The following is a 26,299-nucleotide window of genomic DNA, read 5'->3' on the forward strand; positions in this document are numbered from 1 at the left end:
GCCCGGCAATGCCGCACCGGCGCACCCGTCACGGGGCGCCGGCGCTTTCCACGCTTTTCCACACTTGATAATAGAAATAGGGAAACCAATATGAAACAATCCATGCACCTGTTCGTCCGCGGCGCCATCGCCGCCGCCACCTTCGCTCTTGCCAGCGGCAGCGCCCTGGCCGCCTCCAACCTGCAAGTCGTCGATTCGCACAGCGTCAGCCTGTTTACGGCTGCCGGCGGCGCCTTTGGCTCGGGCAGCGCCATCTCGCCGACCTTGTGGGAAGTCAAGTACGACAGCAACACCTTCCTGGCGTTTTGCCTCGATCCCCATGTCGCGCTGAGCAATAGTTCGAACAGCTACAGCAGCGGCGTTTTCGCCGCCAGCGATTCCGTCAAGCGCCTGTATGAAGGCTATTACGCCTCGTCCGTCGCCAGTGTGTCGACCAGTGCCAACAGCGCCGCCGCCTTCCAGCTGGCCCTGTGGGAATTGAATAATGACAACACGAACCTGCTGACGGGCGATTTGCGCTTCAAAAGCCTGAGCAATGCCGTCGTCAGCGAAGCCAACACCATGCTGGGCGTGGCCACGGGCAATGGCGCCATCCAGAACCTGTACAACTACACGAGCTTGAGCAGCGTCAACCCGGCTTCGCAAACCTTGCTGGCTGTGTCGCCGGTGCCGGAAGCGCAGACCTGGGCCATGCTGGTCGCGGGCCTGGGCCTGCTGGGCTTCATGGCGCGCCGCCGCAAGGGCGCTTCCGCGCTGATTTAATTATTACTCATCGCTCATCGCGCAAGCGATAGCGTTCCCGCTGCGGCGCGCCCGACCGGCCCGCCGCAGCGTTTTATTGTGAATCCATCATGACCCCACCCCCCGATACTTCCACCGCTTCCGCCGGCGCGTCCACCGATGCCATCGCCGACGCCATCGTCTTCCTTGCGCGCTTTTTCGGCGTGGCCGTGCAGGCCGAGCGCCTGCGCGCCAGCGTGACCGCGCATGGCGACCCGGCCGCCGCCGATTTCCTCGATCAGGCGCTGGCGCAAGCCACCCTGGCCGGCACCGGGTTGCCGGCAGACAAACCGCGCCGTCCTACGGAAATGCCGGCCTTGCTGTTCAACGGGGAAGGGCAGGCGCTGGTGGTGCTGTCCATTGTTGATGGTAAATATGAATGCCACGTGCCCGGCATCGAAGGCAGCGCCTGGCTTGACGCGGCCGCGCTGGCGCAGGAAGTGCCCGATGCACGCTGGGTGGCTGTGCGGCCCGTACTGTTTTTCGACCAGCGCAGCTTGCTCTACAGCATGCCGGTGGCGGGGCGCTGGTTCTGGGATGTCTTCAACCGCAACCGCTGGGTCTTCCGCTGGGCCTTGCTGGGCACCCTGGTGCTGAACGTCATCGGCGCGCTGGTGCCGTTCTATGCGATGGCCGTGTATGACCGCGTGATCCCGAACAATGCCACCTCCAGCCTGTGGGTGCTGACGATCGCCGTCGTGGTGCTGACGGGCTTCGAACTGGCCCTGCGCCTGCTGCGCGGCGAACTGGTGGAAACGGCGTCGCGCCGCATGGACGTGGCGCTGTCGTCGAATATCTTTGCCCAGTGCCTGCGCCTGCGCGCGGCCAGCCGGCCCGCTTCCGGCGGCACCCTGGCCAATACCGTGCGCGATTTCGAATCCGTGCGCGAATTTTTTGCTTCGACCACCCTGACGACCCTGGGCGACTTGCCGTTCCTGCTGCTGTTCCTGCTGGTGATCGCCCTGGTGGGCGGCTGGCTCGTGCTCGTGCCCCTGGCCGTCATCCCGATTTTGCTGCTGGTGGCCTTTGCCTCGCGCGCGGCCCTGGCGCGCCACGTGGCCGCCTCGATGCAGGAAAGCGCGCAGCGCACGGCGCACCTGTTTGAAACCATGAATGGCCTCGACACGATCAAGGCGCTGGGCGCCGAAGCATGGAGCCGGCGCAAGTGGGAAAGCCTGACGGTGGCCATCGCCGCCAACAGCGTCGAGACGCGCGAAATCGTCAGCCGCGTCAACTACATCAACACGGCCGTGCTGGCCCTGTCCGGCGTGGCCGTGGTGGCCACGGGCGCCTTGCTGATGGGCGAGCACTTGCTGACCCTGGGCCAGATCATCGCCGTGAGCATGCTGACGGGCCGCGCGCTGGCGCCCGTGAGCCAGATCGCGGGCCTGATCATGCGCTGGGAACAGACCAAATTGTCCTACCACGCTCTGAATAAAATCATGGAAGCGCCGACCGATGACGACGCGGCCAGCCTGCAGGCGCCGCCCCTGTCCGGGCGCATCGAATTTCGCGACGTGGGCTTTGCCTACCCGAATTCGCCGCCGCTGCTCGATAAACTCACCCTGCACATCCGTCCCGGCGAGCGGGTCGGCGTGATCGGCAAGCTCGGTTCCGGCAAGAGCACCTTGCTGCGCTTGCTGCTGAACCAGTACGGCCCGCAAAGCGGCAGCGTGCTGTTCGACGACCTGGCCAGCACCCAATTGGAGCCTTTGAGCCTGCGCCGCCAGATCGGCTACGTGCCGCAGGACGTGACCCTGTTCCACGGCACCCTGCGCGAAAACATCGAACTGGGACGCAGCCAGCCCGACGACGCGAGCCTGCTCGACGCCATTCGCCTGGCCTGCCTCGACGACATCATCACCCAGCTGCCCAACGGCGTGGCGACGGAAGTGGGCGAGCGGGGCGAACGCCTGTCCGGCGGCCAGCGGCAAGCCGTGGCCATGGCCCGCGCCTTGCTCGCGAAACCGCCGATGCTGCTGCTCGATGAACCGAGCAGCATGTTCGACCCGGCCACCGAGCAGCGCTTGATCGGCCGGCTGCGGTCATTGAAAGACACGACCATCGTGCTCGTCACCCACCGCATGGCCATGCTGGCGCTGGTGGACCGCCTGATCGTCTTCGACAAGGGGCGCATCGTGGCTGATGGCCCGCGCGATGAGGTCATGCGCGTGTTGAATAGCCAGGCGGCCAGGCCTGCGGCGCAGCAGGGAGTGGCGGCATGAGCGCCCTGAACGCCCGCCCGCTGCCAACAGCCCACCCGGACCCGGAACGTGAACCGCAGACCATCGTCATGCGCATGCTGGCGCTGATCGCCGTGCTGCTGGTGTTGACCCTGGCCTGGGCCACCTTCGCCCAGCTCGACGTGTCCGTGAATGGCCGTGGCGCCATCACGCCGCCATCGCATCTGCAGGAAGTGCAAAGCCTGGAAGGGGGCATCGTGCGTGAAATGCTGGTGAAACCGGGCCAGCGGGTGCGGCGCGGCGACTTGCTGCTGCGCCTGGACACGGCCCAGTACGAGGCCAATCTGGGCGCCAGCGTGCAAAACCGCCTGGCCGCGCTGGCGGGCAGGGCGCGCCTCGACGCGCTGCTGTCTGGCGGCACGCCCCGGTTTGCGCCGGAATGGCAGCAAGAGGCGCCCGAGCTGATCGCCAAGGAAACGCAGTTGTGGCGCGATGGCCAGCGCGAATTCGCGTCGGCCACGGCGGCCGCGCGCGAAGGCGTGACGCGCCGGCGCGGCGAGCTGGCCGAGGCGCACAGCCGCATCGCCCAACTCGACACGGGTTTGAAGATCGCGCTGGAAAGCCTGTCGATCGAGGAGCGCCTGTTCAAGGAGGGCGCCGGTTCGCGTGGCGATTATCTGAATGCGCAGCAGCGCGTCCAGCAGCAGCGCACGGAACTGGACAGCCTGCGCGCGTCCGTGCCGCGCCTGACCGCCACCCTGGCCGAGGCGCAGGCGCAGGCCGGCGAAGTGGAAGCGCGCATGCGCGGCCAGTGGGGCGCCCAGCGCAGCGAATATGAAACCAAGGCCGGGGCCCTGGCCAGCACCGTCAAGGGCCAGCAAGACCAGGTGAGCCGGCGCGACGTGACGGCGCCCGTCGACGGCGTCGTCAACCGCGTGCTGGTGGCAACCGTCGGCGGCGTGGCGCAGCCGGGCAAGCCTATCCTGGAAATCGTGCCCGCCGATTCGGAAATGCTGATCTCCGTGCGCGTCAAGCCGTCGGACATCGGTTTCATCCACGTGGGGCAGCGCGCCTCGGCCAATGTGCTGGCGTATGACGCCACCACCTATGGCCGCATGCAGGCGCAGGTGGTGCGCGTGGGCGCCGACGCGATTCCCGATGAACGCAACGAGCCTTATTTCGAGGTGCAGCTGAGTACCGACCGCAGCCAGTTGACGGCGCACGGCAAGGTGCTGCCGATTACGCCCGGCATGCCCGTCGACGTGGGTATCCTGACGGGACGCCGCTCGGTGCTGCAATATGTGTTCAAGCCCGTGCTGCGCGGCTTGCAGTCTTCCCTGCAGGAGCGGTGATGCGTGCTTTTTTACTTTGCATGGCATTCGCCTGCGCAAACGCGGCCGCCCAACCAGCGCCACCGGCCGCTTTCCAGGCGCAGTCCGTGCGCGGCTTGCCGGCCTTGCTGGCGCGCGCCGTGCCGCGCGATCCGCAGGTGATCGCGGCGCAGGCGGCGCTGGCCACCGCCGAAGCGCGCTACAAGCAGGCCCGCTCGCGTTTGTTCCCGACGGCGGCGCTGCAGGCCACGCGTGGGCGCAGCAATGACCTCGATGGCACCCTGGACGTGGAACGCCGCACGCACCAGGTGGAAGCGAGTGTGCGCTGGAATGTCTACAACGGCGGCGCCGACCGCGCCGAACTCGATGCGGCCGAGCGCGACATGGCGGGCGCCGCTTTCGACGTGGAACGGGCGCGCGCGGACAGCGCGGAAAAGCTGGCCGAAGCGTATTTCGACATGCAACGCCTGGATCGCAGCCTGCAGCAGTCGCAGGAACGGCTGCGCGACGTGACGCTGCTGGTGCGGCAGGTGACGCGCCAGGCGGAGCTGGGCAAAGCGTCGGAAGTGGACCGCGAACTGGCGCAAAGCTCGCAGCTGGACGCGGAACTGGTGCACGACGGCTTGCTGACGGACCAGCAGGCGGCGCGCATCAAGCTCGAAGCGCTGGCCTTCGAGCCGGTGGCGCAGTTTGCCGATTTCGCCTTCGCGCCGCTGCCGGCGCAGGCTTTGGAGAATGCTGATACGCAGCACGCGCAATTGCGCGCCGCGCGCGAGCGGGCGGCGGCGGCCCAGCTGCGCGTGCGTGGCGTGGCTGCCACCCTGGCCCCGAAAATCGACCTGAATGTCAGCCATCTGCTCAATAACAAGACCACGCCGCCGCCGTCGACCATCCAGCAGCGGGGCTGGTCGGTGGGAGTTTCCTGGGAATTTCCGCTGGGCGGCGGCAGCCTGGCGCAACGCGACGAGAGCATCAGCCGCGCCCAGGCGGCCGAGGCGGACGTGGCGCGCGCCGAGCAGGGCACGCGCGCCGACCTGGCCAGCATGCTGCCGCGCATCGCCAATGCGCAGCGCACCCTGGCCCTGCTCGACGAACAGGAAAAGAAGATGGCCTTCGTCGTGCGCGGCGGGACCATCCAGTATGAGGCGGGCCGGCGCAACCTGCAGCAGGTCATCCAGACGCGCGACAGCTACTTCACGATACAGCAGCGGCGCAGCGACCAGCTGCACCGTCTGACCCTGGCGCAGATGCGGCAATATGCGCTGGCGGGGCGGCTGCTGGACGCGTTCGGCCTGGCGCAGGAGGCAAAATAGGGCAGGCGTGCGCGGTTTCACACATGGATCACGCAGACTTGATGCATGAAATGCCCATTATGTGGCACACTGCGCGCTCGCATATCATCGTTGTCGCGGGAGCGCATGAGCATCATCAAACAATTTCCCTTCGAGTGGCAGGTCGGCGTGCGCTATACGCGCGCCGGGAAACGCAGTGGCCGCAACAGCTTCATTTCCTTCATCTCCCTCATTTCCGTGGCCGGCATCGGCCTGGGCGTGGCCGCCCTGATCGTCGTGCTGTCCGTCATGAACGGCTTCCAGAAGGAAGTCACGGACCGGCTGATGTCGGTGCTGGCCCACGTCGAGGTGTTCGACACCAGCGGCTCCATGCCGAACTGGCAGGCGCAGGAACGCGCCGCCTACGCCAACCCGCAAGTGAAAGCCGTGTCGCCGTTCGTGGAAACCCAGGGCATGCTGCTCAACGACGAAACCATGCGCCCGTCCGTCGTGCGCGGCGTGCTGCCGCAGCAGGAAGCCACCGTCTCGAGCGTGGCGAGCCAGATGAAGCAGGGCAGTTTCAACGATCTGACGCCAGGCTCGTACAATATCGTGCTGGGCATCGACCTGGCCAAGGCGCTCGACGTGAAAGTGGGGCAGAACGTCACCCTGATGCTGGAACGCGAGCCGAGGGCGGGCGATCCGGCCAATGGCATCGTCATGCCGCGCATGCGCGCGCTCAAGGTCGCCGGCATCTTCGAGGCGGGCCACAATGAACTCGATGGCAGCCTGGCCTTCGTCAACATGCAGGATGCGGAGCAGCTGCTGCAGCTCGACGGCCCGTCCGGCCTGCGTTTGCGCCTGCATGACATGAACAAGGCGCCGCAGGTGGCGCGCGAATTGAAAGCGTCGATGCCGGGCCAGCTGTGGATGCGCGACTGGTCGCGCGCCAGTGCCAGCTGGTATGCGCTGGTGCAAAGCCAGAAGAACATGATGTTCATCATCCTCAGCATGATCATCGCCGTGGCCGCGTTCAACCTCGTCTCGACCCTGGTGATGTCGGTCACCGACAAGCAGGCCGATATCGCGATCCTGCGCACCCTGGGCGCCTCGCCGTTCTCCATCATGAAGATTTTCATGATCCAGGGCGCGCTGGTCGGCTTGCTGGGGAGTGCCCTGGGCGTGATCGGCGGCGTCGTGCTGGCGCTGAACGTGGGCGTCATCGTGCCCTTCATCGAAGGCATCTTCGGCCTGCACTTCATCTCGAAGGAAATCTACCAGATCAGCGCCGTGCCGTCGGACGTGCACTGGCTGGACGTGGCGCAAATCGGCCTGATCGCCTTTGGCCTGGCGCTGGTGGCGACCATCTACCCGAGCTGGCGCGCCGCGCGTGTCAAGCCGGCCGAGGCGCTGCGGTATGAGTAATTGGCTGATCAACAAACTGCCGGGGTCAGACCCGGCGGGTCAGACCCCTGAGAATTAACGAATCAATGAGCATGTTAAAAAATCTTCCCTTCGAATGGCTGGTCGGCCTGCGCTACACGCGGGCTGGCAAGCGCAGTGGCCGCAACAGTTTTATCTCCTTTATCTCGCTCATTTCCATGGCCGGCATCGGCCTGGGCGTGGCGGCGCTGATCGTCGTGCTGTCCGTGATGAACGGCTTCCAGAAGGAAGTGACGGACCGCATGCTGTCCGTGCTGGCCCACGTGGAAGTGTTCGACAACAGCGGCAGCATGCCGGACTGGCGCGCGGAAGCTGCGCAAGCGTTCAAGAATCCGGCCGTGAAGGGCGCCGCGCCGTTCGTGGAAACGCAGGGCATGCTGCTGCGCGACGATGCGCTGCGCCCCGCCATCGTGCGCGGCGTGCTGCCCGAGGAAGAACCGAACGTTTCCGACGTGGCTGGCCAGACGCGCATGGGCAGCTTCAAGGCGCTGCAGCCGGGCACCTTCAATATTGTGCTGGGCATCGAGCTGGCGCGTGCCTTGCGCGTCAACCTCGGCGAAAAAGTCACCTTGATGCTGGCTCAGGGCCAGGTCACGCCGGCCGGCGTGCTGCCGCGCATGCGCAGCTTTACCGTCAGCGGCATCTTCCAGGCCGGCCACAATGAATTCGACGCGGGCCTGGCCTTCATCAATATCGAAGACGGCCAGCGTTTGCTGCGCCTCGACGGGCCATCGGGCCTGCGCTTGCGCCTGGCCGACATGAACCAGGCGCCGCAAGTGGCGGCGGAACTGAAAAAAACCATGCCGGGCGACCTGTGGCTGCGCGACTGGTCCAAGCTGAACGCCAACTGGTTTGCCGCCGTGCAGACGGAAAAGCGCATGATGTTCATCATCCTGACCCTGATCATCGCGGTGGCCGCCTTCAACCTGGTCTCGACCCTGGTGATGACGGTGACGGACAAGCAGGCCGATATCGCGATTCTGCGCACCCTGGGCGCGTCGCCCCGTTCCATCATGAAGATCTTCATGATCCAGGGCGCGCTGGTGGGCATCCTGGGCACGATCCTGGGCGTGGGCGGCGGCGTGCTGGTGGCCATGAACATCGACGTCATCGTGCCCTTCATCGAGCATCTGCTGGGCGTGCAGTTCCTCTCGAAGGACATCTATTTCATCAGCACCGTGCCGTCCGACCTGCGTTGGCCCGACGTCACCAAGATCGGCGTGCTGGCCGTGATCCTCGCCTTTTTGGCGACCCTGTACCCAAGCTGGTGGGCTGCCCGCGTGAAACCTGCGGAAGCCCTGCGCTATGAATAAACCACTGACTACGACCATGACCGATCTGAACAAACCTGCCTCCAACGGCGCTTCCGCCGATTCCGCCGTCCTTTCCTGCCGCGGCCTGGGCAAGACTTTCACGCAGGGCAGCTATAAGGTGCAGGTGCTGGCCGACATCGATATCGACGTTCACCGTGGCGAACGCGTCGCCATCGTCGGCGCGTCCGGTTCCGGCAAATCGACCCTGCTGCACCTGCTGGGCGGCCTCGATACACCCACCAGCGGCAAGGTCACCCTGCTGGGCAAGGACTTCGCCAATCTGAGCGAAAAGGCGCGCGGCGACTTGCGCAATGCCTCGCTGGGTTTTGTGTACCAGTTCCACCACCTGCTGCCCGAGTTTTCCGCGCTCGACAACGTCGCCATGCCGCTGATGATACGGCGCATGAAGCGCGCGCCCGCCACCGAGCTGGCGCAGCAGATCCTCACGCGCGTCAACCTGGCCAAGCGGGTCACGCACACGCCCGGTGAATTGTCTGGCGGCGAGCGCCAGCGCGTGGCCCTGGCCCGCGCCCTCGTCACGCAGCCGGCCTGCGTGCTGGCCGATGAACCGACGGGCAATCTCGACCATGCCACGGCCGAACAGATTTTCGACCTGATGCTGGAACTGTCGCGTACCCTGGGCACGGCCTTCGTCATCGTCACGCACGATATCGAACTGGCCAAGCGCTGCGACCGCGTGCTGCGCCTGACGGACGAAGGGTTGCAACCGTACCAATATTAAGGAGCCGCCATGCTGTGGATCGACACGCACTGCCACCTCGACGCGCATGAATTCGGCAGCGAATCGCTGCAGGTGGCGGCGCGCGCCCAGCAGCAGGGCGTGGGCATGATCGTCATTCCCGCCGTCGAACGGGCGAATTTCGCCATCGTGCGCAACCTGGCGGTAGCGGCGCCCAACGCCTGCTATGCGCTGGGCATCCACCCGATCTACGTGCCGCACGCTACGGATGACGATTTGATCGCGCTGCGCGAGGCCGTGGCGCTGGCCATGAATGATCCGCGTTTTGTCGCCATCGGCGAAATCGGCCTCGATTTCTTCATCCCCATGCTGTGCGAACCGGCCATGCGCGCCAAGCAGGAACACTTCCTGCGCGAGCAGCTGAGAATCGCCCGCGACTTCGACCTGCCCGTGCTCACCCACGTGCGCCGCTCGCAGGACATCGTCCTCAAGCACGCGCGCCAGATCCGCCCGAACGGCGGCATCGCCCATGCGTTCAATGGCAGCTTCCAGCAGGCGCAGGGCTATATCGACCTCGGTTTCAAGCTGGGGTTTGGCGGCGCCATGACCTTTACCCGGGCGCTGCAGATACGCCGCATGGCCACGGAATTGCCCCTGGACGCCATCGTGCTGGAGACGGACGCGCCAGATATTTCCCCGGCCTGGGTGCACCCTGGCCGCAACAGCCCCGAAGAATTGCCGCGCATCGGCGCCGTGCTGGCCGAGCTGCGCGGCCTGGCATTGGCCGACGTGGCCATTGCTACCAGCGCCAACGCGCGCGCCGTCATGCCCCGATTACCTTTGATGGAATGAGACCACAATGAACAACAAGATAATCCTGGCCGCCTGCCTGTCCGGTGCGTTCGCTCCCGTTATGGCGGCGACCAGCGCCCAGTGCGACGGCATGCCCCGCCTCGACGTCACCACACCGGCCGGCTTTTGCGTGGCCGTGCTGGCCGATGGCCTGAAGTTCCCGCGCGGCGTGCTGCCGCTGACGAATGGCGACATCCTCGTCACCGACATGACGGGATGGGCGCCGAAGCAGGGCAAATTGTGGCTGTTGCAGCCGAAGGCGGCCGGCGCCGGCTACGAGCGCAAGCTGCTGCTCGACAAGCTCGATCGCCCGAACGGCATCGTGCAGGGGCCGGACGGCATGGTCTACGTGGGCGAAGTAGGGCGCATCTTCCGCTTCGACCTGCGCGACACCAAGCGCACCCTCACCGACGTGATCGGCGGCACGGCCAAGACGCCGCGCCTGCCGGGCCTCGGTTTGCACCTGCTGACGAATATGCGCTTCAGTCCCAAGGGCGACCTGTACGTGAACGTGGGCTCGAGCACCGACCATTGCGAGAACGATGGCAAGGCGCCCGATCCGGCCAAGGCTTGTCCTTCGGCGGAGGGACTGGAAGCGCTGGGCGCCATCCGCGAATACACGATGGCCTGGCCGGCTGGGACGGTGACGAGCTGGCGCACGCATGCGCGCGGCTTGCGCAATTCGATGGCGCTGGCTTTTCACCCTGCGACGGGCGAGCTGTGGCAGGCCGAAAACTCGCGCGACGCCATCCAGGCCACCATGCCGCAACTGAAAAGCGACGAGAACCTGCCGCACGAGGAACTGAATTTGATCAAGTCCGACCGGCACTACGGCTGGCCGTACTGCTACGACGATAACGTCGCCAGTCCCGAATATCCGAAGACGGCTTGCGACGCCCAATATGCGGCGCCCGAGCGCCTGCTGCCCGGCCACGCCGCGCCGCTGGGCATGACGTTTTACACGGCCAGCCGCTTCCCGGCGCTGTACAAGAATAGCCTGATCATCGGCTACCACGGCTACCGCAGCAATGGCCACCGCCTGGTGGCCCTGCTGCCTGACAAGGCCGGCGCGCCGCTGGGCAAGTCCGTCGAGCTGATCGGCAACTGGGAGCGCAAGGGCAAGCAGGGCAGGGGCGCACCCGTCGACGTGAAACTGGGGCAGGATGGCGATATCTATATGGCCGACGACCATAATGGGCTGGTGCTGAAATTGCATTATGCGGCGCCGGGCAAACCGTAACCGGCGCTAATCCGATACATCGTTGGCGTTACGGATGTTGTCGGGTTACGGCCGTTGGCCTAACCCGACCTACTCGACCTACCTGGCCTACGCTTGACCTCGCTCATTGCGGGGCTGCCGCATCGTTCTACAATCGGCCTGATGTTCGTGTCGACCAGGGACGACGGGAGGCTGGCGTGAAACCTGCATTCATCAATCTGCATGAAAATTACTCGAGCGTGGACGCCGTCGACCAGGCGGCCCTGTTCCGCGAAATCGGCTGGGAAGACTTGATCGGCAAGGACAGCTTTGCCAACACCTGCGCCATCCGCGTCAGCCTGGCCCTGATCAAGGCCGGCGTGAAGGTCAAGGGCCGCATGGCCATCCGCAAGGGACCGTTCAAGGGCGCGCTGATCGAGCCGGGGCAGGCCAAGCTGGCGCACATGCTGGCCAGTCCCTCGTTGTTCGGCGCGCCCGAAAAATTTGCCGCCGATGCGGCCATCGAAGGCATCGGCCAGCGCCAGGGCCTGGTCGCCTTCTTCCGCATTCCCGGCTACCTGGGTGGCGCCGGCGGGCATATCGACATCCTGCTGCCCTCCATCGGCGTGAAGGTGTGCGGCACCGAATGCTACTGGGATTGTGGCGAGGTCTGGTTCTGGCCACTCCGTTGACGTTTACCTGAATTTCTTCGAGCGTCCCCGCGACGCCGCATTGTGCGCGCGCAGGATGGAATCGACCCGCTCCGACGCATCGCGCGACAGGTTTTGCGCCACGTCGATATCGGGGAAGAATTCGGGCAGGCGGTAGCTGAGCCACGCATACGCCGAGTAGTAGCGGCAAGTGTCTTCCACCTGCTGCAGATTCTGGGTGCCGCCGCCGTACGCATGCTGGCGCAGGGTGCTGACTTTTCCCTGCGACAGATTCTTTGCCCAGTGTTCCCACGCCGTTTGCAAGGACGGCACCTTGCTTGATATCGGCACCAGCGACAGGGTGAACTTGTCGGCCACGGACAGGGGCAGGGTGTCGAGCCAGACAGCGCGCTCTTTCTGGTCTTCCGTGATGCGGGGGAAGAAGAAGCCGTCCGGCACGTCGATATTGTGGATGAAGCGGCGCAGCAGCTTTGACAGCGACAGTTCGCCCGTCACCGATGAAATGCGGTGCAGATGTTCGAGCGACGGCGCCACGGCAAAGCCGCTCGTGTTCAGCGGGTGCAGCTTTTCCTTCAGCAGGGCGCGCATCACTTCATGTGTTTCGTTGTCGTAGCCGGCCACCAGGCCCTCTTCATGCACGCCGTAGCGGCCCGCGCGCCCGGCGATCTGGCGCGCCAGCGCGGCCGAAATCTCTTCCTCTTCGCGGCCATTGTATTTGACGCAGGTGGTCATCACGATGCGCGCGATCGGCATGTTCAGTCCCATCGCCAGCGCATCCGTGCCGACGACGATATCGGCCGTGCCGTCGCGGAAGCGCTGCGCCTGCGCGCGCCGCACTTCGGGCGACAGGTTGCCGTAGACGGTGGCCACCGACAGCCCCGTTTCCGTGATCATGTCGCGCCACATCAGCACTTCGCGGCGCGAAAAGGCGATGACGGCGTCGCCGCGGCGCAGGTTGCGCACCTTGCGCACGGCCGTCGGCTCCATCGACAAGGGCGCCATGCGTTTTAATACGTGCACTTCCAGCGGGCATTCGAGGCGCTCGGCCAGCGCCTCGATGGCGCGCCGCGCTTCGGGAGCTCCTACCAGATACACGGTGTGGGCAGGCGCGCCGCACACGGCCGCCGTCCACGCGGCGCCCCGGTCCGGGTCGGCCAGCATCTGGATTTCATCGATGACGGCTACTTCGACGACGGTTTTCGTGTCCAGCATTTCCACCGTGCTGGCCACGTGCGTGGCGCCGTCGACGACCCGGCGCTCCTCGCCCGTGATCAGGCTCACAGCCAGCGGTTTGCCGTGCGGCGCCGCTTCCTGCAGGCGCTCGTAGTTTTCCAGGGCCAGCAATCGCAAGGGCGCCAGGTAGATGCCGCTCTTGGCCTTGACCAGCGCTTCCATGGCGCGGTGCGTCTTGCCGGAATTGGTGGGACCCAGCAGCGCGATGAAGCGGCGCGGCAGGCGACGCGCCATCTCGAACGAGGCGGGGTATTCGGCCAGGTTGATGCTCTGGCGCGTGCGCGCCGCGTGCTGCTCTTCCTGCTGGCGCTCGATGGCGTGATGGAAGCGCTGGCGGATGCGGTCGAACACCATGCCGGCCGGCTCCGACGTCTGCATGTCGGCCAGGGTGTGCAGGAAGACCATCGGGTCCGTGTCCACGTCCTCGCTCAGGCCCGCGATATCGGCGACGAAATCGATCACGTGCTGGCGCAGCTCCTCGAACACGGCCGCGCTGGCCCGTTCGCGCACGAGGGCCAGCTTAGCCTCGCGGTCCATCTTGCGCCACTTGGCCGGCCGCGCCAGCACGCCCTGTGCCGGCACCAGCGCATACGGCACCACCAGGTGGCCCGCCTTGACCACGCCGGAAAAGCGCACGAAGACGCGGCCTTCCATCTTGACGAGGCGGATATGCTCGGCCAGCTCCCCCAGTTCCGCGACGAGGGTAGCGTCGTTATTGTCGTCGCTGCTGTCGGAGATGTCGGTGGATGTATCGGGAGGAAGCGGGGAGGAAGTCATGTCGTGCCTGGGTGTTGAAGTAAGCGAGGCCGATTATACCGTGCGCCGGGCAAAGATTTTTTGCGGCGCACGGAGTGGCTGTTGCGGAAACGCTGATTTTTAAAGTGATGCTTCCATGGCCCGGATAAAAAACTGAATGGCATTGAGCCCGGCGTTTCCATAATGTCGAATTCAATTTGCTTGAACACGGAGTGCGATATCTGGTGCTTCGTGTTTTATCATTTTCTTTTCTCTGAATTTTATTCGTCCGGAATTTAGTGAATGTATTTTTATTAAGTTTGTTTTATTCTGTGAATTTTATTATTAAAATTTAACTGCCGATAATGACAAAGAGTAAGTTTCTATTGATATCCATGGTGATGATATTCGTATCACGTGCAGATTGTTTTCTTGCGTCTGCCAGGCAGTGAGTCGTTGTCGTCGCGCTCCCATGCGCCAGCAGCAGCCGGCATGACTGAGCGAACCTTCCCATTCTATCGATTTTATTGCGACCGTATTTTTCATTGCGCGAGAAATTATCCGATAGTACGAAATGAATTGAATTGTCTTGACAATTAATAATGGCGGGCTGATCATGACCTCAGATTTCGCGAGGAGAATTTTCGCATGTTTTCAACATATCGGAAATTGACGGCGATGCGCGGCATTATTATGGATGCTGGTCTGGCTATCGGCCGGGACGCGCCGCGTTTATATGAACGGCTTTGATTTGGCGGTGCTCCAGTATCCGCTGGCGGCCGCAGGACTTTTCACTTCGCGCTGACGCACGGCCAGCTTGCGATGACACCCGACATACTTGTGTATGTGGCCCTGCGCCAGTCGATGGCGCGCGCAGGGATTCATCAGCCATCCAACTTTGGAGAACACCATGAATAAAAAGCTCGCTGCATTTCTTTTTGCGTCCGGCCTTGGTTTGGCGGTGACCGCGACGCCAGCCTTTGCAAGCTGCGCTAGCGCCTGTGCTGCCGAATGGCGTGCTTGCATTGCTGGCGGTACCGCTCAAGCAGAGTGCAACGCCGAACGGTCCGCCTGCCAGCAAACCTGCAATGGACAGTAGCAGTGCTGCGCGCAGTGGCAGCCACTATCGCGGCCTGTTGCCGGTGATGCCGGCAGTCACTGGCGACGATGGCAGTTCAGGCCGCCCGAGCGCGTACGGCGCGTAGCCCCCAGCCGGTGGCGATCAATCCGTCACCGGTTTGCAGCGGCGCCACGGCATCCAGGAACGCGTTGCGCAGGCGTTGCCTGGCGCCGTCGTCCAGGCGGTCGATATCGTAGGTGTCCAGCAGGGCCGTCCACAGTTCGCTCGGCGTGGGCGTCCATGGTACGTCGATGTCGTCGAATTCGACGTCCGCAAACGCGCCATCGAGCAGCCCGCGCCAGCCCGCTTCGGACCCTGTGCGGCGGTCACCAAAGCGCAGCGGCGGCAGCTCGGTGCTGGCGATGGGCTTGAACACGCGCATGAAAACGTCGTTGACTTCGCCCAGCAGGAAAGTGCGGCCGACGATGGCCGCAAAGTGACCATCGGGACGCAGCACGCGGCGCATTTCGCGCACGACTCGTTCGATGTCGTCCATCAGCATCAGCGCCATGTGCGAGACGAGATAGTCGACGCTGGCCGATGGCAGTTCCAGCGCCTGGCCGCGGCCATGCAGCAGCCGCACGGAGGCGGGCAGGGCGGCGCGCGCGACAGCCAGTTCACCCTGGCTCATGTCGACGCCGAGCAGTTGCAGCCGGGGCTGCCGCCTGGCTGCCAGCAAACCCAGCAGATGGCCGTCGCCGCAGGCGAGGTCGAGTACGGTCAAGGGCGTGTCCACGGCCGGTATCAGGCTGGTCAACACTTCGTAGGACGAAGCCCAACTCCCGGCAGGCGAACTGGCCGGCAGGTGGGCAAACGCGGCGCTGGTCGCGCCGACTTGTCTTTGGTGAAAGTCTTGCAAATAGGTTTCGGCCGCTGTCAGTGGGGTCATGCCAGATCCGCTAATTCGTGGCGCCTGAACGCCGGATGGCCATCTTAGCATGGGGGAAGTTTCGCCTGCGGTGGTGCCGGATGGTGTGCTGAACTTCTATCCTTGGCATCATTGCGCCAGATCAGATGGCAAACAGTCGAAAGCGATCACAGTAGCTGAGCCCTTTTCGCCGCGAGCTGATTCTGTCTTGATTCTGCCTCCCTATGCGCACCCTGATACTCGGCTTTGCCGCTGGCGCCGCCTGGTTGCAGACGCAGGCAAGCTTGCCTGTGCAGGCGGGCACGCTGCTGTGGGTGATTGCTGGTGCAGGGTTGACGGCTAGTCTGGCGCTGCGCCGCCACGCGCGCTGGCGCTGCGTTGTTGCGCTCGCCGCTGGCGTAGGCCTCGGCTTTTACTGGGCCGCGTGGCTGGCCCAGGCGGCGATGGCGCCGCAATTGGCACTGGCTGACGAAGGGCAGGACATTGTTGTTACGGGCACCATCGCCAGCTTGCCCTACCGCTTCGAGCAGGGCGTGCGCTTCAACTTTGCCGTGGAAAAGGCGGTTGGGGCGAAGGTGCCGCCCTTGATCGCCCTGTCCTGGTACGCGGGTTTTCGCGATGCAGTGACGAACGCCGTGGGCGACGTGCAGCCGGGCGAGCGCTGGCGCCTCACGGTGCGGCTGCAGCGTCCGCACGGCAATGCGAATCCCATGGGTTTCGATTACGAGGCGTGGCTGCTGGAGCAGGGCGTGCGCGCCACGGGCTACGTGCGGCCGCAGCCGCGCGCCGATACGCCCAATGCGCGCCTGGTCCCCTTCGTGCCCGGCTTCGGCAACGTGGTGGAGGCCAGCCGCGCAGCGCTGCGCGCGCGCATCGCCCGCAGCCTGGAAGGCAAGCAGTATGCGGGCGTGATCGTGGCGCTGGTGGTGGGCGACCAGCGTGCCATTCCCCAGTCCGACTGGCAAGTGTTCAACCGCACGGGCGTCAGCCATCTGATTTCGATTTCCGGCTTGCACATCACCATGATCGCGGGACTGTTCGCCTTGGGCGCAGGCGCATTGTGGCGCCGTTCATTCTTTACCGACTGGCAGCTGCCCTTGCGGCTGCCGGCGCAAAAGGTGGCGGCGCTGGCTGGCGCGCTGGCGGCCTTTCTTTATGTGCTGCTGGCCGGCTTCGGCGTGCCAGCGCAGCGCACTCTATATATGTTGCTGGTGGTGGCGCTGGCCCTGTGGCTGGGACGCACCACCAGCATCGTCCATATCCTGTGCCTGGCGCTGGGCGTCGTCGTGCTGCTCGATCCGTGGGCCGTGCTGTGGCCCGGTTTCTGGCTGTCGTTCGGTGCCGTCGCCACCATGCTGTACGCGACGGCGGGCCGCACCACGGCGCCCATGCCGCAGCAAGCTGGACGCTGGCGCCGCCTGCGCGCGGCCGTGGCGCTGGGCGCACGCACGCAATACGTGGTGACGGTGGGGCTGGTGCCGTTGACGATGCTGCTGTTCTCGCAAGTGTCCTTGGTCAGCCCTGTGGCCAATGCGCTGGCCATCCCCGTCATCAGCCTGGTCGTCACGCCTTTGTCGTTGGCGGGCAGCCTGCTGCCTGCGCCTTTGTCCGATGGACTGTTGCTGTTGGCGCACGCCATCGTGCAGATGCTGGCGCAGGTGCTGGAATGGCTGGGCGCGCGCCGCTTTGCCGTGTGGACGGCGCCCGCGCCGCCAATGTGGAGTTTTTGCTGGGCATTGTTTGGCACGGCATGGCTGCTGGCGCCACGTGGCTGGCCACACCGGTGGGCGGGCATGCTGGGCTGGCTGCCGCTGCTGACGGCCTTGCCATCCAGCCCGCCACCTGGCCAGATGTGGATCACGGCCTTTGACGTGGGACAAGGCATGGCCGTGCTGGTGGAAACGCATGGCCACCGTCTGCTGTACGACACGGGACCCGCCTACAGCCTCGATTCCGATGGCGCCAGCAGGGTCATCGTGCCGTATTTGCGCGCGCGCGGCATCGCCGAACTTGACGGCGTCATCATTTCCCACAGCGACCTCGATCACGCGGGCGGCGCCATGTCCCTGCTCGAGAACGTGCAGGTGGGCTGGCTGGCCTCGTCGCTGTTCGATGGCCATCCGGCCGTCGAGTTCCAGCGGGAATCGCACCGGCCTTATCTGCACTGCACGGCGGGCCAGAGCTGGACCTGGGAAGGCGTGCACTTCGCCATGCTGCACCCATTGCCCGCCAGCCATACGGACATTGCCCTGAAGCCGAACGCCCGCAGCTGCACCGTGAAAATCACGGCAGGCAAGCACGCGATCCTGCTGGCCGGCGACATCGAAGCGGCGCAGGAGGCGCAATTGCTGGCCCGTTCTGCCGAGGGGGAACTGGCAGCCGACGTGTTGCTCGCACCCCATCATGGCAGCGGTACGTCATCGACGCCGGCATTTTTGAGTGCCGTCCATCCGGCCCTGGCGATTTTCCAGGTGGGACACAGGAATCGCTATAAACATCCGAAGCCGCAAGTGTATGCGCGCTATGGCGACATGGGCATTGTCCGGCTGCGCACGGATGTGACGGGGGCGGTGGTGCTGGAATTCGGGGGCAATATCGATGTGACGCAGTATCGGGCCAGCCGGCCGCGCTACTGGCATGGACGCTAGCGGACGCCGCTGCATCAATGGTATAAATCTGTCATGGCTTGGCAGCCCCCGGTGCTGCCTGGAATATTCTGAAAGGGTGGAGATGGGCTGGTTCAGTTGGAAGAAAAAGGCGTCCGTGGCAGCGATCGGCTTTGAGGCGCGGATCCGGTCCCAAAGCAAGCAGTCGAAGACGCTGTCATATGATTTGCAGGGACGGCAAGCTGACGCCGTTCGCCTGCAGCATCCGTATCTGTATCATATGACGGACGTGTCAACCGCCGAGGCCATAGTGAAGCAGCAACAGCTGCAAGGCGCTTTTGCCTACGTGACGCTGTCGCAGGGACTGCAGGGGGCGCTTTCGCAGGCGGAAAGAACAGGCTGCGTGCTGGTTTTTCGCTTCCATGGACAGGCCATCGTCGGGCCGGCGCCGCTAGCGAAAGCGAAGGAGGTGGCTTACCACCATGTGGGTTCCGACGGCTATGTGGAAACGTTTATCGCGCATGGCACGGTGACGCCGCTGGAGCTCATCGCGATATCGTTTCGTGGCACGGCGCCGATTTATGACGTGGCGTGGGTCCTGAAAACCCCTGTTTCTGTTCGCATCAAGCCATAGCGGCCATTCATCGGTACAGGTGTCAGCTGTGCCGCTCGTCCGGTATCTCCAGCCCTTTTTTTCTCACATACTCAAGGAACAGTCGCGCTCCCTTGGCCATCCTCGACGTGCCATACACGGCATGGATGCTGGGATCGAGCTCCTTTGACGACGTCAGCCGGTAGGCCGTGCAAACCCGGCGCAGGGCGCCGGCGGCCACGGCAGGCTCGGCCAGCCAGCTGGCCAGGCGCACGATGCCGGCGCCTTCCAGGGCGGCCTGGAAAGTGGCGATGCCCGAGGTGAAGCGGAAGCGCGGCTGCACCTGGTAGCGCACGTTGCGTTCGCCGGAGACGAAATGCCAGTCGCGCAGGATGCGGGGGGCCGAGTGCATGATGATGTCGTGGCCGGCCAGCTCTTCGGGCTCCTCGGGCGCGCCCATGCGTTCTATATAGTCGGGCGAGGCGTACATATAGCGGCGGTAATTCCACAGTGGATAGCCGATCAGCTCGCTCGACTGGGGGAAGGCGCCGCGGATGGCGAAATCGAGCTTTTCCTGGATGGGGTCGATCGATTTGTCCGAGAAATGGATGTCCACCGAGACGTTCGGGTAGTCGCGCGAAAATTGCGCCACCACTTTCGGCAGGAAGCCCAAGGACAGGATCTCCGGCGCGGAGAGGCGTACCCAGCCTTGCGGCGAGTTGCTCAGCTCGGCCAATTGGTCTTCCGCCTCGGCCTGCGTTTCCAGCAAGTGCTTGGCCGACGCGTAATATGTTTCGCCGGCCGTCGTCAGGGTGAACTGCTTTTGCGTGCGCAGGATCAGCTCGGCGCCGATGGCTTCCTCGAGGAACTGGATGGCGCGCGTGACGGCCGACGGCGAGCGCCCCAGCATGCGCGCCGCGTGGATGAAGCTGCGCTTTTCGACCACGGTGCAGAAGGCGCGGATCTCCCACATCAGTTTCATCGACATCGTGACTCCCGGCAAAAGAGGCCAGTAGACCGCATGGGGCGCATTCCGTCAAGCGTTACGCCTGATTGCGTTTTCCGCAATTTGAAGTTGCATCGGAAAAAATCCACGGCGCCTATACTGCCGCTGTCGATCATTCCATATTGCCTATCATGCTGACCATCTCGCTGCTGTGTTTATTTGCCTTCTTTGCCGGCCTGATCGACGCCGCCGTAGGTGGGGGCGGGCTGATACAGCTGCCGGCCCTGTTCAACCTGATGCCGAACATGGCCTCGACGTCCTTGCTGGGCACGAATAAACTGGCGTCCGCCTGCGGCACCACGTTTGCCGCCCGCTCGTTTGTCGGCAAGGTACATATCCCGTGGCTGCTGGTGCTGCCGGCCGTGGCCAGCGCCTTTGTCATGTCCTTCATCGGCGCGGCCGCCGTGTCCTACGTGCCGCAACAAGTGGTGCGCCCGATGGTGCTGGTGCTGATCATCATCATGGCCATCTACACCTTCATCAAGAAGGATTTCGGCACGACCCGCGAAGCGCGTCCCATCGGTCCGCGCGAACGCATCCTGGCCATCGTCATCGGCGGCGCCATCGGCTTTTATGACGGCCTGTTCGGGCCAAGTACGGGCAGCTTTTTGATTTTCCTGTTCATCCGCGTCTTCGGCTTCGATTTCATCCTTGCCTCGGCCTGCTCGAAGCTGGTGAATATCGCCACCAACGTGGCCGCGCTGGCCTTCTTCATTCCCGCCGGCCACGTGGTGTATGCGGTGGCCGCACCGATGGCCGTATGCAATATCCTGGGCGCGCTGACGGGCACCTGGATCGCCGTGCGTCGCGGCGCCGCCTTCGTGCGCATCCTCTTCCTCGTGCTGCTGGTGCTGCTGATCGTCAAGTTGTCCTACGACATCTTCTTCAAGTAAGTTTTGATAGATAACAAGAGCGACAACAAGCCATGAAAACCATCCAGGGCGTGCTGTGGGACAACGATGGCGTGCTGGTCGATACCGAACAGCTGTTTTACGAAAGCAACCGCGATTTGCTCTTGCCTTACGGCATAGACCTGACGCCAAAGCAATTCTTTGACTGGTTCCTGGACAATAACTACGGCGCCTGGCACCTGCTGCTGGGGCAGGGCCACGAGATCGAACTGGTCGAGCGCCTGCGGGCCGAGCGCACGGTGCTGTTTGCCGAACGCCTGCGCCAGGCACGCCGGCTGGCCATGCCCGGCATCGGGCAAGTACTGGCGGCGCTGCGTCCGCACGTGGCCATGGGCGTGGTCACCAGCGCCTACGAACAGCATTTCCGGATCAGCCATGCGGCCACGGGCTTGTTGAAGCACTTCGACTTCGTGCTGACGCGTGAAATGTACGGCGAGAGCAAGCCGGCGCCCGACGGCTACGAGCTGGGCTTGCAGCGACTGGGCCTGGCCGCCGCCGACTGCGTGGCCGTGGAAGACTCGCCGCGCGGCTTGCGCGCCGCCAATGCGGCCGGGCTGGAATGCATCATCGTGCGCAATCACATGAACCGCGAGCATGCATTTGATGGGGCATTCTGTGTAGTCGAATCGATGGCCGAGCTGGGCGAAGTGCTGGCTTCGTTCGTGCCCGGCATGGCGCCGGCGCACGGGCAATTAGAGGCCTTCCTCTGATCCGTCTTGCTGGCATGCCATTACAATTGCCTATCGCATTCACCGGCACCGCCCCACGATGACCCTTCCGCAACTGCACTTTGCCCACGCCAACAGCTATCCTGCCGGCACCTACCGCAAGCTGTTCGGCTTGCTGGGCCAGCACTACACCGTGCAGGCGCTCGACATGCATGCGCACGACCCCGCATACCCCGTCAGCACGGGCTGGCCCGAACTGGTGCGCGAGTATATCGACGACCTCGAGCGCCGCTACAGCGGCCCCGTGATCCTCGTCGGCCACTCGCTCGGCGGCATGCTCAGCGTGATGGTGGCCAAGCAGCGGCCCGACCTCGTGCGCTGCGTGGTCTTGCTCGATTCGCCCGTGGTGGCGGGCTGGCGCGCCTTGCTGGTGCGGCTGGCGCGCAACACGGCGCTGGGCGAGCGCTTCTCTCCATCGCGTTTTTCCGCCAGGCGGCGCAAGCTGTGGCCCGATGCGCAAGCCGCGTATGAGCACTTCGCGGCCAAGGACATGTTCGCCATCTGGGCGCCGCAGGTATTGCGCGACTACATCGACAGCGGGCTGGTTCCTCATCCGGAAGGGGTGCAGCTGCGCTTTACGCGGGAAGTGGAAACGCAGGTGTATCGCAGCTTGCCGCACCATATCGGCGGCCTCGTCAAGGACGGTTTTCCAGTACCCATCGGCTTTATTGGCGGCACGGAATCGGTGGAATGCCGCCAGGCGGGCTTGACGGCCACGCGCAAGCTGGTCGGCAAGTTTTTCCGCCAGGTGCCGGGCGGCCATCTGTTTCCCATGGAAAACCCCGAGCTGACGGCGCAAGTGGTGCGCGAGATGATCACGGCATTGCTGGCGAAACAATAGAATATCGCCGAGGATTTTCAGGGGATGGGGGCCAACAGCGGTAGATTTTCGCGTAAAATCCTGCCATCCGGGCCGCGCCTGCACCAGATGTGCGGCCCCAGCCATTCCGATATTCTAGAAAGATACCCCTGCGATGACGATTAAAAGCGATAAATGGATACGCCGCATGGCGGAAACAACGGGCATGATCGAGCCGTTCGAACCGGGCCAGGTCAAGGAACGCGACGGCAACCGCATCGTGTCCTACGGCACGTCCAGCTATGGCTATGACATCCGCTGCGCCGACGAGTTCAAGTTGTTCACCAACATCAACACGACCATTGTCGACCCCAAGGATTTTGACGCGAACAATTTCGTCGACGTGTCGGGCAAGGGCTATTGCATCATCCCGCCGAACTCGTTTGCGCTGGCCCGTACCGTGGAATATTTCCGCATTCCCCGCAACGTGCTGACGATTTGCCTGGGCAAGAGTACCTATGCGCGCTGCGGCATCATCGTCAACGTCACCCCGTTCGAACCGGAATGGGAAGGCTATGTGACGCTGGAGTTTTCCAACACGACACCGCTGCCGGCCAAAATCTACGCCAACGAAGGCGTGGCGCAAGTGCTGTTCTTCGAGTCCGATGAAGTGTGCGAAACGTCGTACAAGGATCGTGGCGGCAAATACCAGGGCCAGGTCGGGGTGACATTGCCGAAGACCTGATTGCGGCACAGGGCGGGGTGACCGCCTTCTTTACCTGCCTTTACCTGCCTTTACACCGGCCGCACTAGTTCCGCGCCCCATGCCTGCCGTTAACCTTGGTATCGAAACACTGAGGAGGCAGTATGGTAGCGGCAATCGGTTCGGGCGGCGCAGTCGGCGCGGCCGGTAGCGCCAGTGCGGGCAGCGGCTCGCAGATCGCGGTGCTGCAAAAGCAGATCACGGCGGCGCAAAAGCAATTGGCGGAATCGCAGAAGGGCGAGCAGACGGAGGCGTCGCAAAAGCTGCAGCAGCAGCTGGCGCAGCAAATCCAGGCCTTGCAGGCGCAGATTGCTCAGTTGCAAGCGGCGGCCGCACAACAGGCGGCGCAACAGGATGCTCAGACGGCCAGCAGCGCCGAGGCGGCGGCCAGCCCGGCCAGGTCAAGCGCGTCGACCCTGGGCAGCATCATCGATATGCAGGCCTAACAGCACATCCACAAATAAGACGCCAGGCTCGCCGACAGGTCAGCCTGGCGTTTTGACGGGCAACAGCATTTCCACGCACAAGCCGCCACCGCTGCGCAAGCTGGCCCCGATGCGGCCGCCATGGGCGCTGATGACGTGCTGGGCGATGGCCAGGCCCAGGCCGTGGCCATCCGTGCTGTGTTGGGTATTGCTGGCGCGGAAGAACGGTTCAAAGATGCGGGCCAGATCGGCGCTGGCCACGCCGGGTCCCCGGTCCAGCACGGCGATGCGCAGCCAGCCGGTCTGGCGCGACAGATCCACTTCCACCGTGCCGCCATCGGGGCTGTGCTTGATGGCATTGCGCACGACGTTTTCCACGGCGCGCGCCAGCAATTCGGGCTGGCCCGTGACGCTGGCGTCGGCCATGGCCGCGTCGCCCGCCAGCGCGATGTCCAGCTGGCGCGCCCGCGCTTCATAGCGGGCGTCGTCCACGATGTCGTGCACGAGGTCGGCGATGCCGACGTCTTCGCTGTGCGTGTGCCCGGCCCCGGCTTCCAGCCGCGACAGGGTCAGCAACTCACCGATCAGTTTATCCATGCGTTCGCTTTCGCGTTCGATGCGCTGCATCGAGGCAGCCATCTTTTCCGGCTGCTGGTGCGCCAGGCCGATGGCGGCCTGCAAGCGGGCCAGCGGCGAGCGCAGTTCGTGCGATACGTCATGCAGCAGGCGCGTCTGGCTATCTATGAGGTTGCGCAAGCGGCCCGTCATGCGGTCGAAATCGCGGCCCAGGTCCGTCAATTCATCGCCGCGCTTGCCGTTGGCCTGAAAGCGCGGCGCCAGGTTGCCCTGCGAGGCGGCCTCGAACGCCTGCCGCAAGTCGCGGATGGGGCGCGCAAAATACCAGGCCAGCAGGAAAGAGAACAGCAGGCTGGCGGCGATGGCGGCGGCCAGGGGAATAAAGGTGCGGTAGGGCGTGTCCATGCGCGGGGGCGGGCCGCGGCTGAATTCGCCGCGTAGCGGCGGCGCGCCCGCTGCGTTGGGCTGCGGACCGGGTCCCATGGCGCGCGGGCCGCTCATGGCGACGGCGTTCAGCGTGTCGCGCGCGGCGCCCGCCTCGGCATTGCGGAAGCGTTCGGACGAGGGCAGGAACAGCAGGTAGCGCTTGCCGTCGCTGCCGGCCGCGTCGCGCACGACGGGATGGGCCTGGCCCTCTCCCTGTCCCAGCATGGCGCGCGCCTTGGCCAGCATGGTGGCATGCACTGTGCGGCCCATCAATTCTTGTCCTTTGGCATCGACGGCAAATACGCGCATGCGTTCGAGCTTGCCGAGGAATTGCCGCAAGGCCTGGCTGCCACCCGCTTCCAGGGTGGCGCTGGCGGCCTCGATGATCATTTGCGCGGGCGGACTGGTGTCGATGTCGAGGGCCCGCTCCTGCTGCGCGGCCCGGTTTTTCAGCCAGAAGGTGCCGCCGATGCCGATGGTGGCCGTCACTTGCGCCAGCATGATGCACAGAAAAAACTTCCAGAACAAACGGCCCACGCTTACTCCTTGATCAGCTGGTAGCCGAGGCGGTACACGGTCTGCAGGCAGGAACGGCCGTCGGCCAGGCTGCCGAGCTTGCGGCGCAGGCTGCTCAAGTGCACGTCAATATTGCGGTCGAAGCGGGCCATGGGCCGTCCCAGACCCAGTTCCGACAATTGATTCTTGCTCACGGGCTTGCCCGCATGGCGCACCAGCACTTCCAGCAAATTGAATTCCGTGCTCGTCAGCTCCAGGTGCGCGCCGGCCCAGGAAACGCGGCGCTGTTCGGGCCACATCGTCAGTTGCCCCACGGTCAGCGGCGCCAGGCCCGACGCATCGTGCGGCGCCGCTTGGGCGCGGCGCAGGATGGCGCGGATGCGCGCCGTCAGCTCGCGCGGCGTGCACGGTTTTGTCACGTAATCGTCGGCGCCCAGCTCCAGGCCAACGATGCGGTCCGTATCGTCGCCGCGCGCCGTCAGCATCAGGATGGGCAGGTTGCTGCCGGCGCGGATGCGGCGCAGGGTTTCCAGGCCATTCATGCGCGGCATCATGACGTCGAGGATGGCGATCGCGTACAGGCCCGTCAGCGCTTCGGCCGCGCCGCTTTCGCCGTCATGCACGGCGCGCGCGTCGAAACCTTCCTGCGTCAGGTATTCCTGGAACATGCCGACCAGTTCCACATCGTCATCGATTAACAAAACCTTGCTCATGCCTGTGCTTTTTTCGGGTGAATATCGTCCGATGATAGCAGCCAACAGAGGTTGCTCACGGCGGTTTTACCCGCTTTTACACACGTCCGCTTACATTTTCTGCCCTTCCTTTACGCGCTTTTACGCGGCCCTGACGTTGCTTTACACGCCAGACGACGACAATCAGGGCTGACCGCCACGAAAGGAAATCCCGATGAAATACCTGAGCATCATGCTATCCCTGTTGCTGTTGTCCGCCTGCAGCATGCCCTTGCTGGCGCTGGCCGAGCCAGGGCCGCCGCCCGGCTTGCCGCCGTTTCTGCATGGCATCGAGTTGAACGAAGCGCAGCAGGACAAGATTTTCGCCGCCACCTATGCCCAGGCGCGTCTCGAGCAGCAATTGCTGGCCGTGCTGACGCCGGAACAGCGCCAGCAGGCGCAGCAGCTGCACGACGGCCGCCCGGGCCCGCGCCACCTTGAGCGCGCTGAGTAAGCGGCAGGCGCGAGGACAGGGAGAGCCAGCATGCGCATCCAGGCGCTTTCGCGACGGGCCACGCAGGT

At 64.4% G+C, this 26,299-nt stretch carries 24 protein-coding genes; 18 read left to right on the forward strand and 6 right to left on the reverse strand.

Annotation, left to right across the window (positions count from 1 at the left end; genetic code table 11):
• The first annotated feature begins 90 nt into the window (after window positions 1-90).
• The 10 genes from SKZ59_RS08300 to SKZ59_RS08345 all read left to right on the forward strand — a co-directional run bounded on the left by SKZ59_RS08300 (window position 91) and on the right by SKZ59_RS08345 (window position 11,763).
• Window positions 91-762 (forward strand): PEP-CTERM sorting domain-containing protein, encoded by a 672-nt coding sequence (locus SKZ59_RS08300; protein ID WP_319991365.1) that lies wholly within the window; start codon window positions 91-93, stop codon window positions 760-762.
• 89 nt (window positions 763-851) lie between these two features.
• The gene (locus SKZ59_RS08305; RefSeq protein WP_319991366.1) at window positions 852-3,005 is read left to right on the forward strand and encodes a type I secretion system permease/ATPase; all 2,154 of its coding nucleotides are present in this window, start codon (window positions 852-854) and stop codon (window positions 3,003-3,005) included.
• Window positions 3,002-4,315, forward strand: a complete 1,314-nt coding sequence (locus tag SKZ59_RS08310) for an HlyD family type I secretion periplasmic adaptor subunit (protein WP_319991367.1) — start codon at window positions 3,002-3,004, stop codon at window positions 4,313-4,315. Before SKZ59_RS08305 ends, SKZ59_RS08310 begins: the two co-directional genes overlap by 4 nt.
• Window positions 4,315-5,607 (forward strand): TolC family protein, encoded by a 1,293-nt coding sequence (locus SKZ59_RS08315; RefSeq protein WP_319991368.1) that lies wholly within the window; start codon window positions 4,315-4,317, stop codon window positions 5,605-5,607. Before SKZ59_RS08310 ends, SKZ59_RS08315 begins: the two co-directional genes overlap by 1 nt.
• A 105-nt stretch (window positions 5,608-5,712) precedes the next feature.
• A complete protein-coding gene (locus SKZ59_RS08320; protein ID WP_034755457.1) occupies window positions 5,713-6,990 on the forward strand; it encodes a lipoprotein-releasing ABC transporter permease subunit in 1,278 nt (425 codons plus the stop codon).
• A 65-nt stretch (window positions 6,991-7,055) separates the two neighbouring features.
• Window positions 7,056-8,321, forward strand: a complete 1,266-nt coding sequence (locus tag SKZ59_RS08325; protein WP_046682975.1) for a lipoprotein-releasing ABC transporter permease subunit — start codon at window positions 7,056-7,058, stop codon at window positions 8,319-8,321.
• A gap of 16 nt (window positions 8,322-8,337) precedes the next feature.
• Window positions 8,338-9,063: a lipoprotein-releasing ABC transporter ATP-binding protein LolD gene (gene lolD, locus SKZ59_RS08330; protein ID WP_319991369.1), complete on the forward strand. Its 726-nt coding sequence runs from the start codon at window positions 8,338-8,340 to the stop codon at window positions 9,061-9,063.
• A gap of 12 nt (window positions 9,064-9,075) precedes the next feature.
• On the forward strand, window positions 9,076-9,873 hold the full coding sequence (locus SKZ59_RS08335; RefSeq protein WP_319991889.1) for a TatD family hydrolase: 798 nt from the start codon (window positions 9,076-9,078) through the stop codon (window positions 9,871-9,873).
• Window positions 9,874-9,880: 7 nt separating this feature from the next.
• Entirely contained in the window at window positions 9,881-11,113 is a 1,233-nt protein-coding gene (locus SKZ59_RS08340) for a PQQ-dependent sugar dehydrogenase (protein ID WP_319991370.1), read from the forward strand.
• A gap of 176 nt (window positions 11,114-11,289) precedes the next feature.
• Entirely contained in the window at window positions 11,290-11,763 is a 474-nt protein-coding gene (locus tag SKZ59_RS08345) for a T6SS effector amidase Tae4 family protein (protein ID WP_319991371.1), read from the forward strand.
• Window positions 11,764-11,766: 3 nt separating this feature from the next.
• Here SKZ59_RS08345 and SKZ59_RS08350 read toward each other — a convergent pair whose 3' ends face one another.
• From SKZ59_RS08350 to SKZ59_RS08360, 3 genes are all read right to left on the reverse strand, one after another.
• Window positions 11,767-13,752 carry a helicase-related protein gene (locus SKZ59_RS08350; protein ID WP_319991372.1) on the reverse strand — a complete coding sequence of 662 codons (1,986 nt, stop codon included), beginning with the start codon at window positions 13,750-13,752 and terminating at the stop codon, window positions 11,767-11,769.
• Between the two features lie 690 nt (window positions 13,753-14,442).
• Window positions 14,443-14,736 (reverse strand): hypothetical protein, encoded by a 294-nt coding sequence (locus SKZ59_RS08355; RefSeq protein WP_219329895.1) that lies wholly within the window; start codon window positions 14,734-14,736, stop codon window positions 14,443-14,445.
• Window positions 14,737-14,885: 149 nt separating this feature from the next.
• Complete coding sequence (locus tag SKZ59_RS08360; RefSeq protein WP_319991373.1) at window positions 14,886-15,719, reverse strand: class I SAM-dependent methyltransferase; 834 nt, start codon at window positions 15,717-15,719, stop codon at window positions 14,886-14,888.
• Between the two features lie 203 nt (window positions 15,720-15,922).
• On the opposite strand from SKZ59_RS08360, the gene SKZ59_RS08365 reads away from it, so the two are divergent.
• Together SKZ59_RS08365 and SKZ59_RS08370 are read left to right on the forward strand one after the other, a co-directional pair.
• Complete coding sequence (locus tag SKZ59_RS08365) at window positions 15,923-18,346, forward strand: DNA internalization-related competence protein ComEC/Rec2 (protein ID WP_319991374.1); 2,424 nt, start codon at window positions 15,923-15,925, stop codon at window positions 18,344-18,346.
• Window positions 18,347-18,428: 82 nt separating this feature from the next.
• A complete protein-coding gene (locus SKZ59_RS08370; protein WP_034755475.1) occupies window positions 18,429-18,938 on the forward strand; it encodes a hypothetical protein in 510 nt (169 codons plus the stop codon).
• 22 nt (window positions 18,939-18,960) lie between these two features.
• Here the strand turns inward: SKZ59_RS08370 and SKZ59_RS08375 are convergent, their stop codons facing one another.
• Complete coding sequence (locus tag SKZ59_RS08375; protein WP_319991375.1) at window positions 18,961-19,884, reverse strand: LysR family transcriptional regulator; 924 nt, start codon at window positions 19,882-19,884, stop codon at window positions 18,961-18,963.
• Between the two features lie 149 nt (window positions 19,885-20,033).
• Here SKZ59_RS08375 and SKZ59_RS08380 point away from each other — a divergent pair, with 149 nt between their 5' ends.
• The 5 genes from SKZ59_RS08380 (at window position 20,034) to SKZ59_RS08400 (ending at window position 23,549) form a co-directional block, all read left to right on the forward strand.
• Window positions 20,034-20,795 (forward strand): sulfite exporter TauE/SafE family protein, encoded by a 762-nt coding sequence (locus SKZ59_RS08380; protein ID WP_319991376.1) that lies wholly within the window; start codon window positions 20,034-20,036, stop codon window positions 20,793-20,795.
• A gap of 32 nt (window positions 20,796-20,827) precedes the next feature.
• Complete coding sequence (locus tag SKZ59_RS08385; protein ID WP_319991377.1) at window positions 20,828-21,523, forward strand: HAD family phosphatase; 696 nt, start codon at window positions 20,828-20,830, stop codon at window positions 21,521-21,523.
• 58 nt (window positions 21,524-21,581) lie between these two features.
• On the forward strand, window positions 21,582-22,382 hold the full coding sequence (locus SKZ59_RS08390) for an alpha/beta hydrolase (protein WP_319991378.1): 801 nt from the start codon (window positions 21,582-21,584) through the stop codon (window positions 22,380-22,382).
• A gap of 133 nt (window positions 22,383-22,515) precedes the next feature.
• On the forward strand, window positions 22,516-23,085 hold the full coding sequence (dcd, locus tag SKZ59_RS08395; protein WP_034755486.1) for a dCTP deaminase: 570 nt from the start codon (window positions 22,516-22,518) through the stop codon (window positions 23,083-23,085).
• A 122-nt stretch (window positions 23,086-23,207) separates the two neighbouring features.
• The gene (locus SKZ59_RS08400) at window positions 23,208-23,549 is read left to right on the forward strand and encodes a FlxA-like family protein (protein ID WP_319991379.1); all 342 of its coding nucleotides are present in this window, start codon (window positions 23,208-23,210) and stop codon (window positions 23,547-23,549) included.
• A gap of 39 nt (window positions 23,550-23,588) precedes the next feature.
• On the opposite strand, the gene SKZ59_RS08405 is transcribed toward SKZ59_RS08400, so the two are convergent.
• Complete coding sequence (locus tag SKZ59_RS08405; RefSeq protein WP_070302761.1) at window positions 23,589-25,067, reverse strand: ATP-binding protein; 1,479 nt, start codon at window positions 25,065-25,067, stop codon at window positions 23,589-23,591.
• Between the two features lie 2 nt (window positions 25,068-25,069).
• The gene (locus SKZ59_RS08410) at window positions 25,070-25,759 is read right to left on the reverse strand and encodes a response regulator transcription factor (RefSeq protein WP_034755491.1); all 690 of its coding nucleotides are present in this window, start codon (window positions 25,757-25,759) and stop codon (window positions 25,070-25,072) included.
• A 193-nt stretch (window positions 25,760-25,952) separates the two neighbouring features.
• Between SKZ59_RS08410 and SKZ59_RS08415 the strand changes: the two genes are divergently transcribed.
• Entirely contained in the window at window positions 25,953-26,231 is a 279-nt protein-coding gene (locus tag SKZ59_RS08415) for a hypothetical protein (RefSeq protein ID WP_319991380.1), read from the forward strand.
• Window positions 26,232-26,299 lie beyond the last annotated feature (68 nt).

The organism is Janthinobacterium sp. GMG2, from assembly GCF_033949445.1.
Taxonomy (GTDB): domain Bacteria; phylum Pseudomonadota; class Gammaproteobacteria; order Burkholderiales; family Burkholderiaceae_D; genus Janthinobacterium; species Janthinobacterium aestuarii.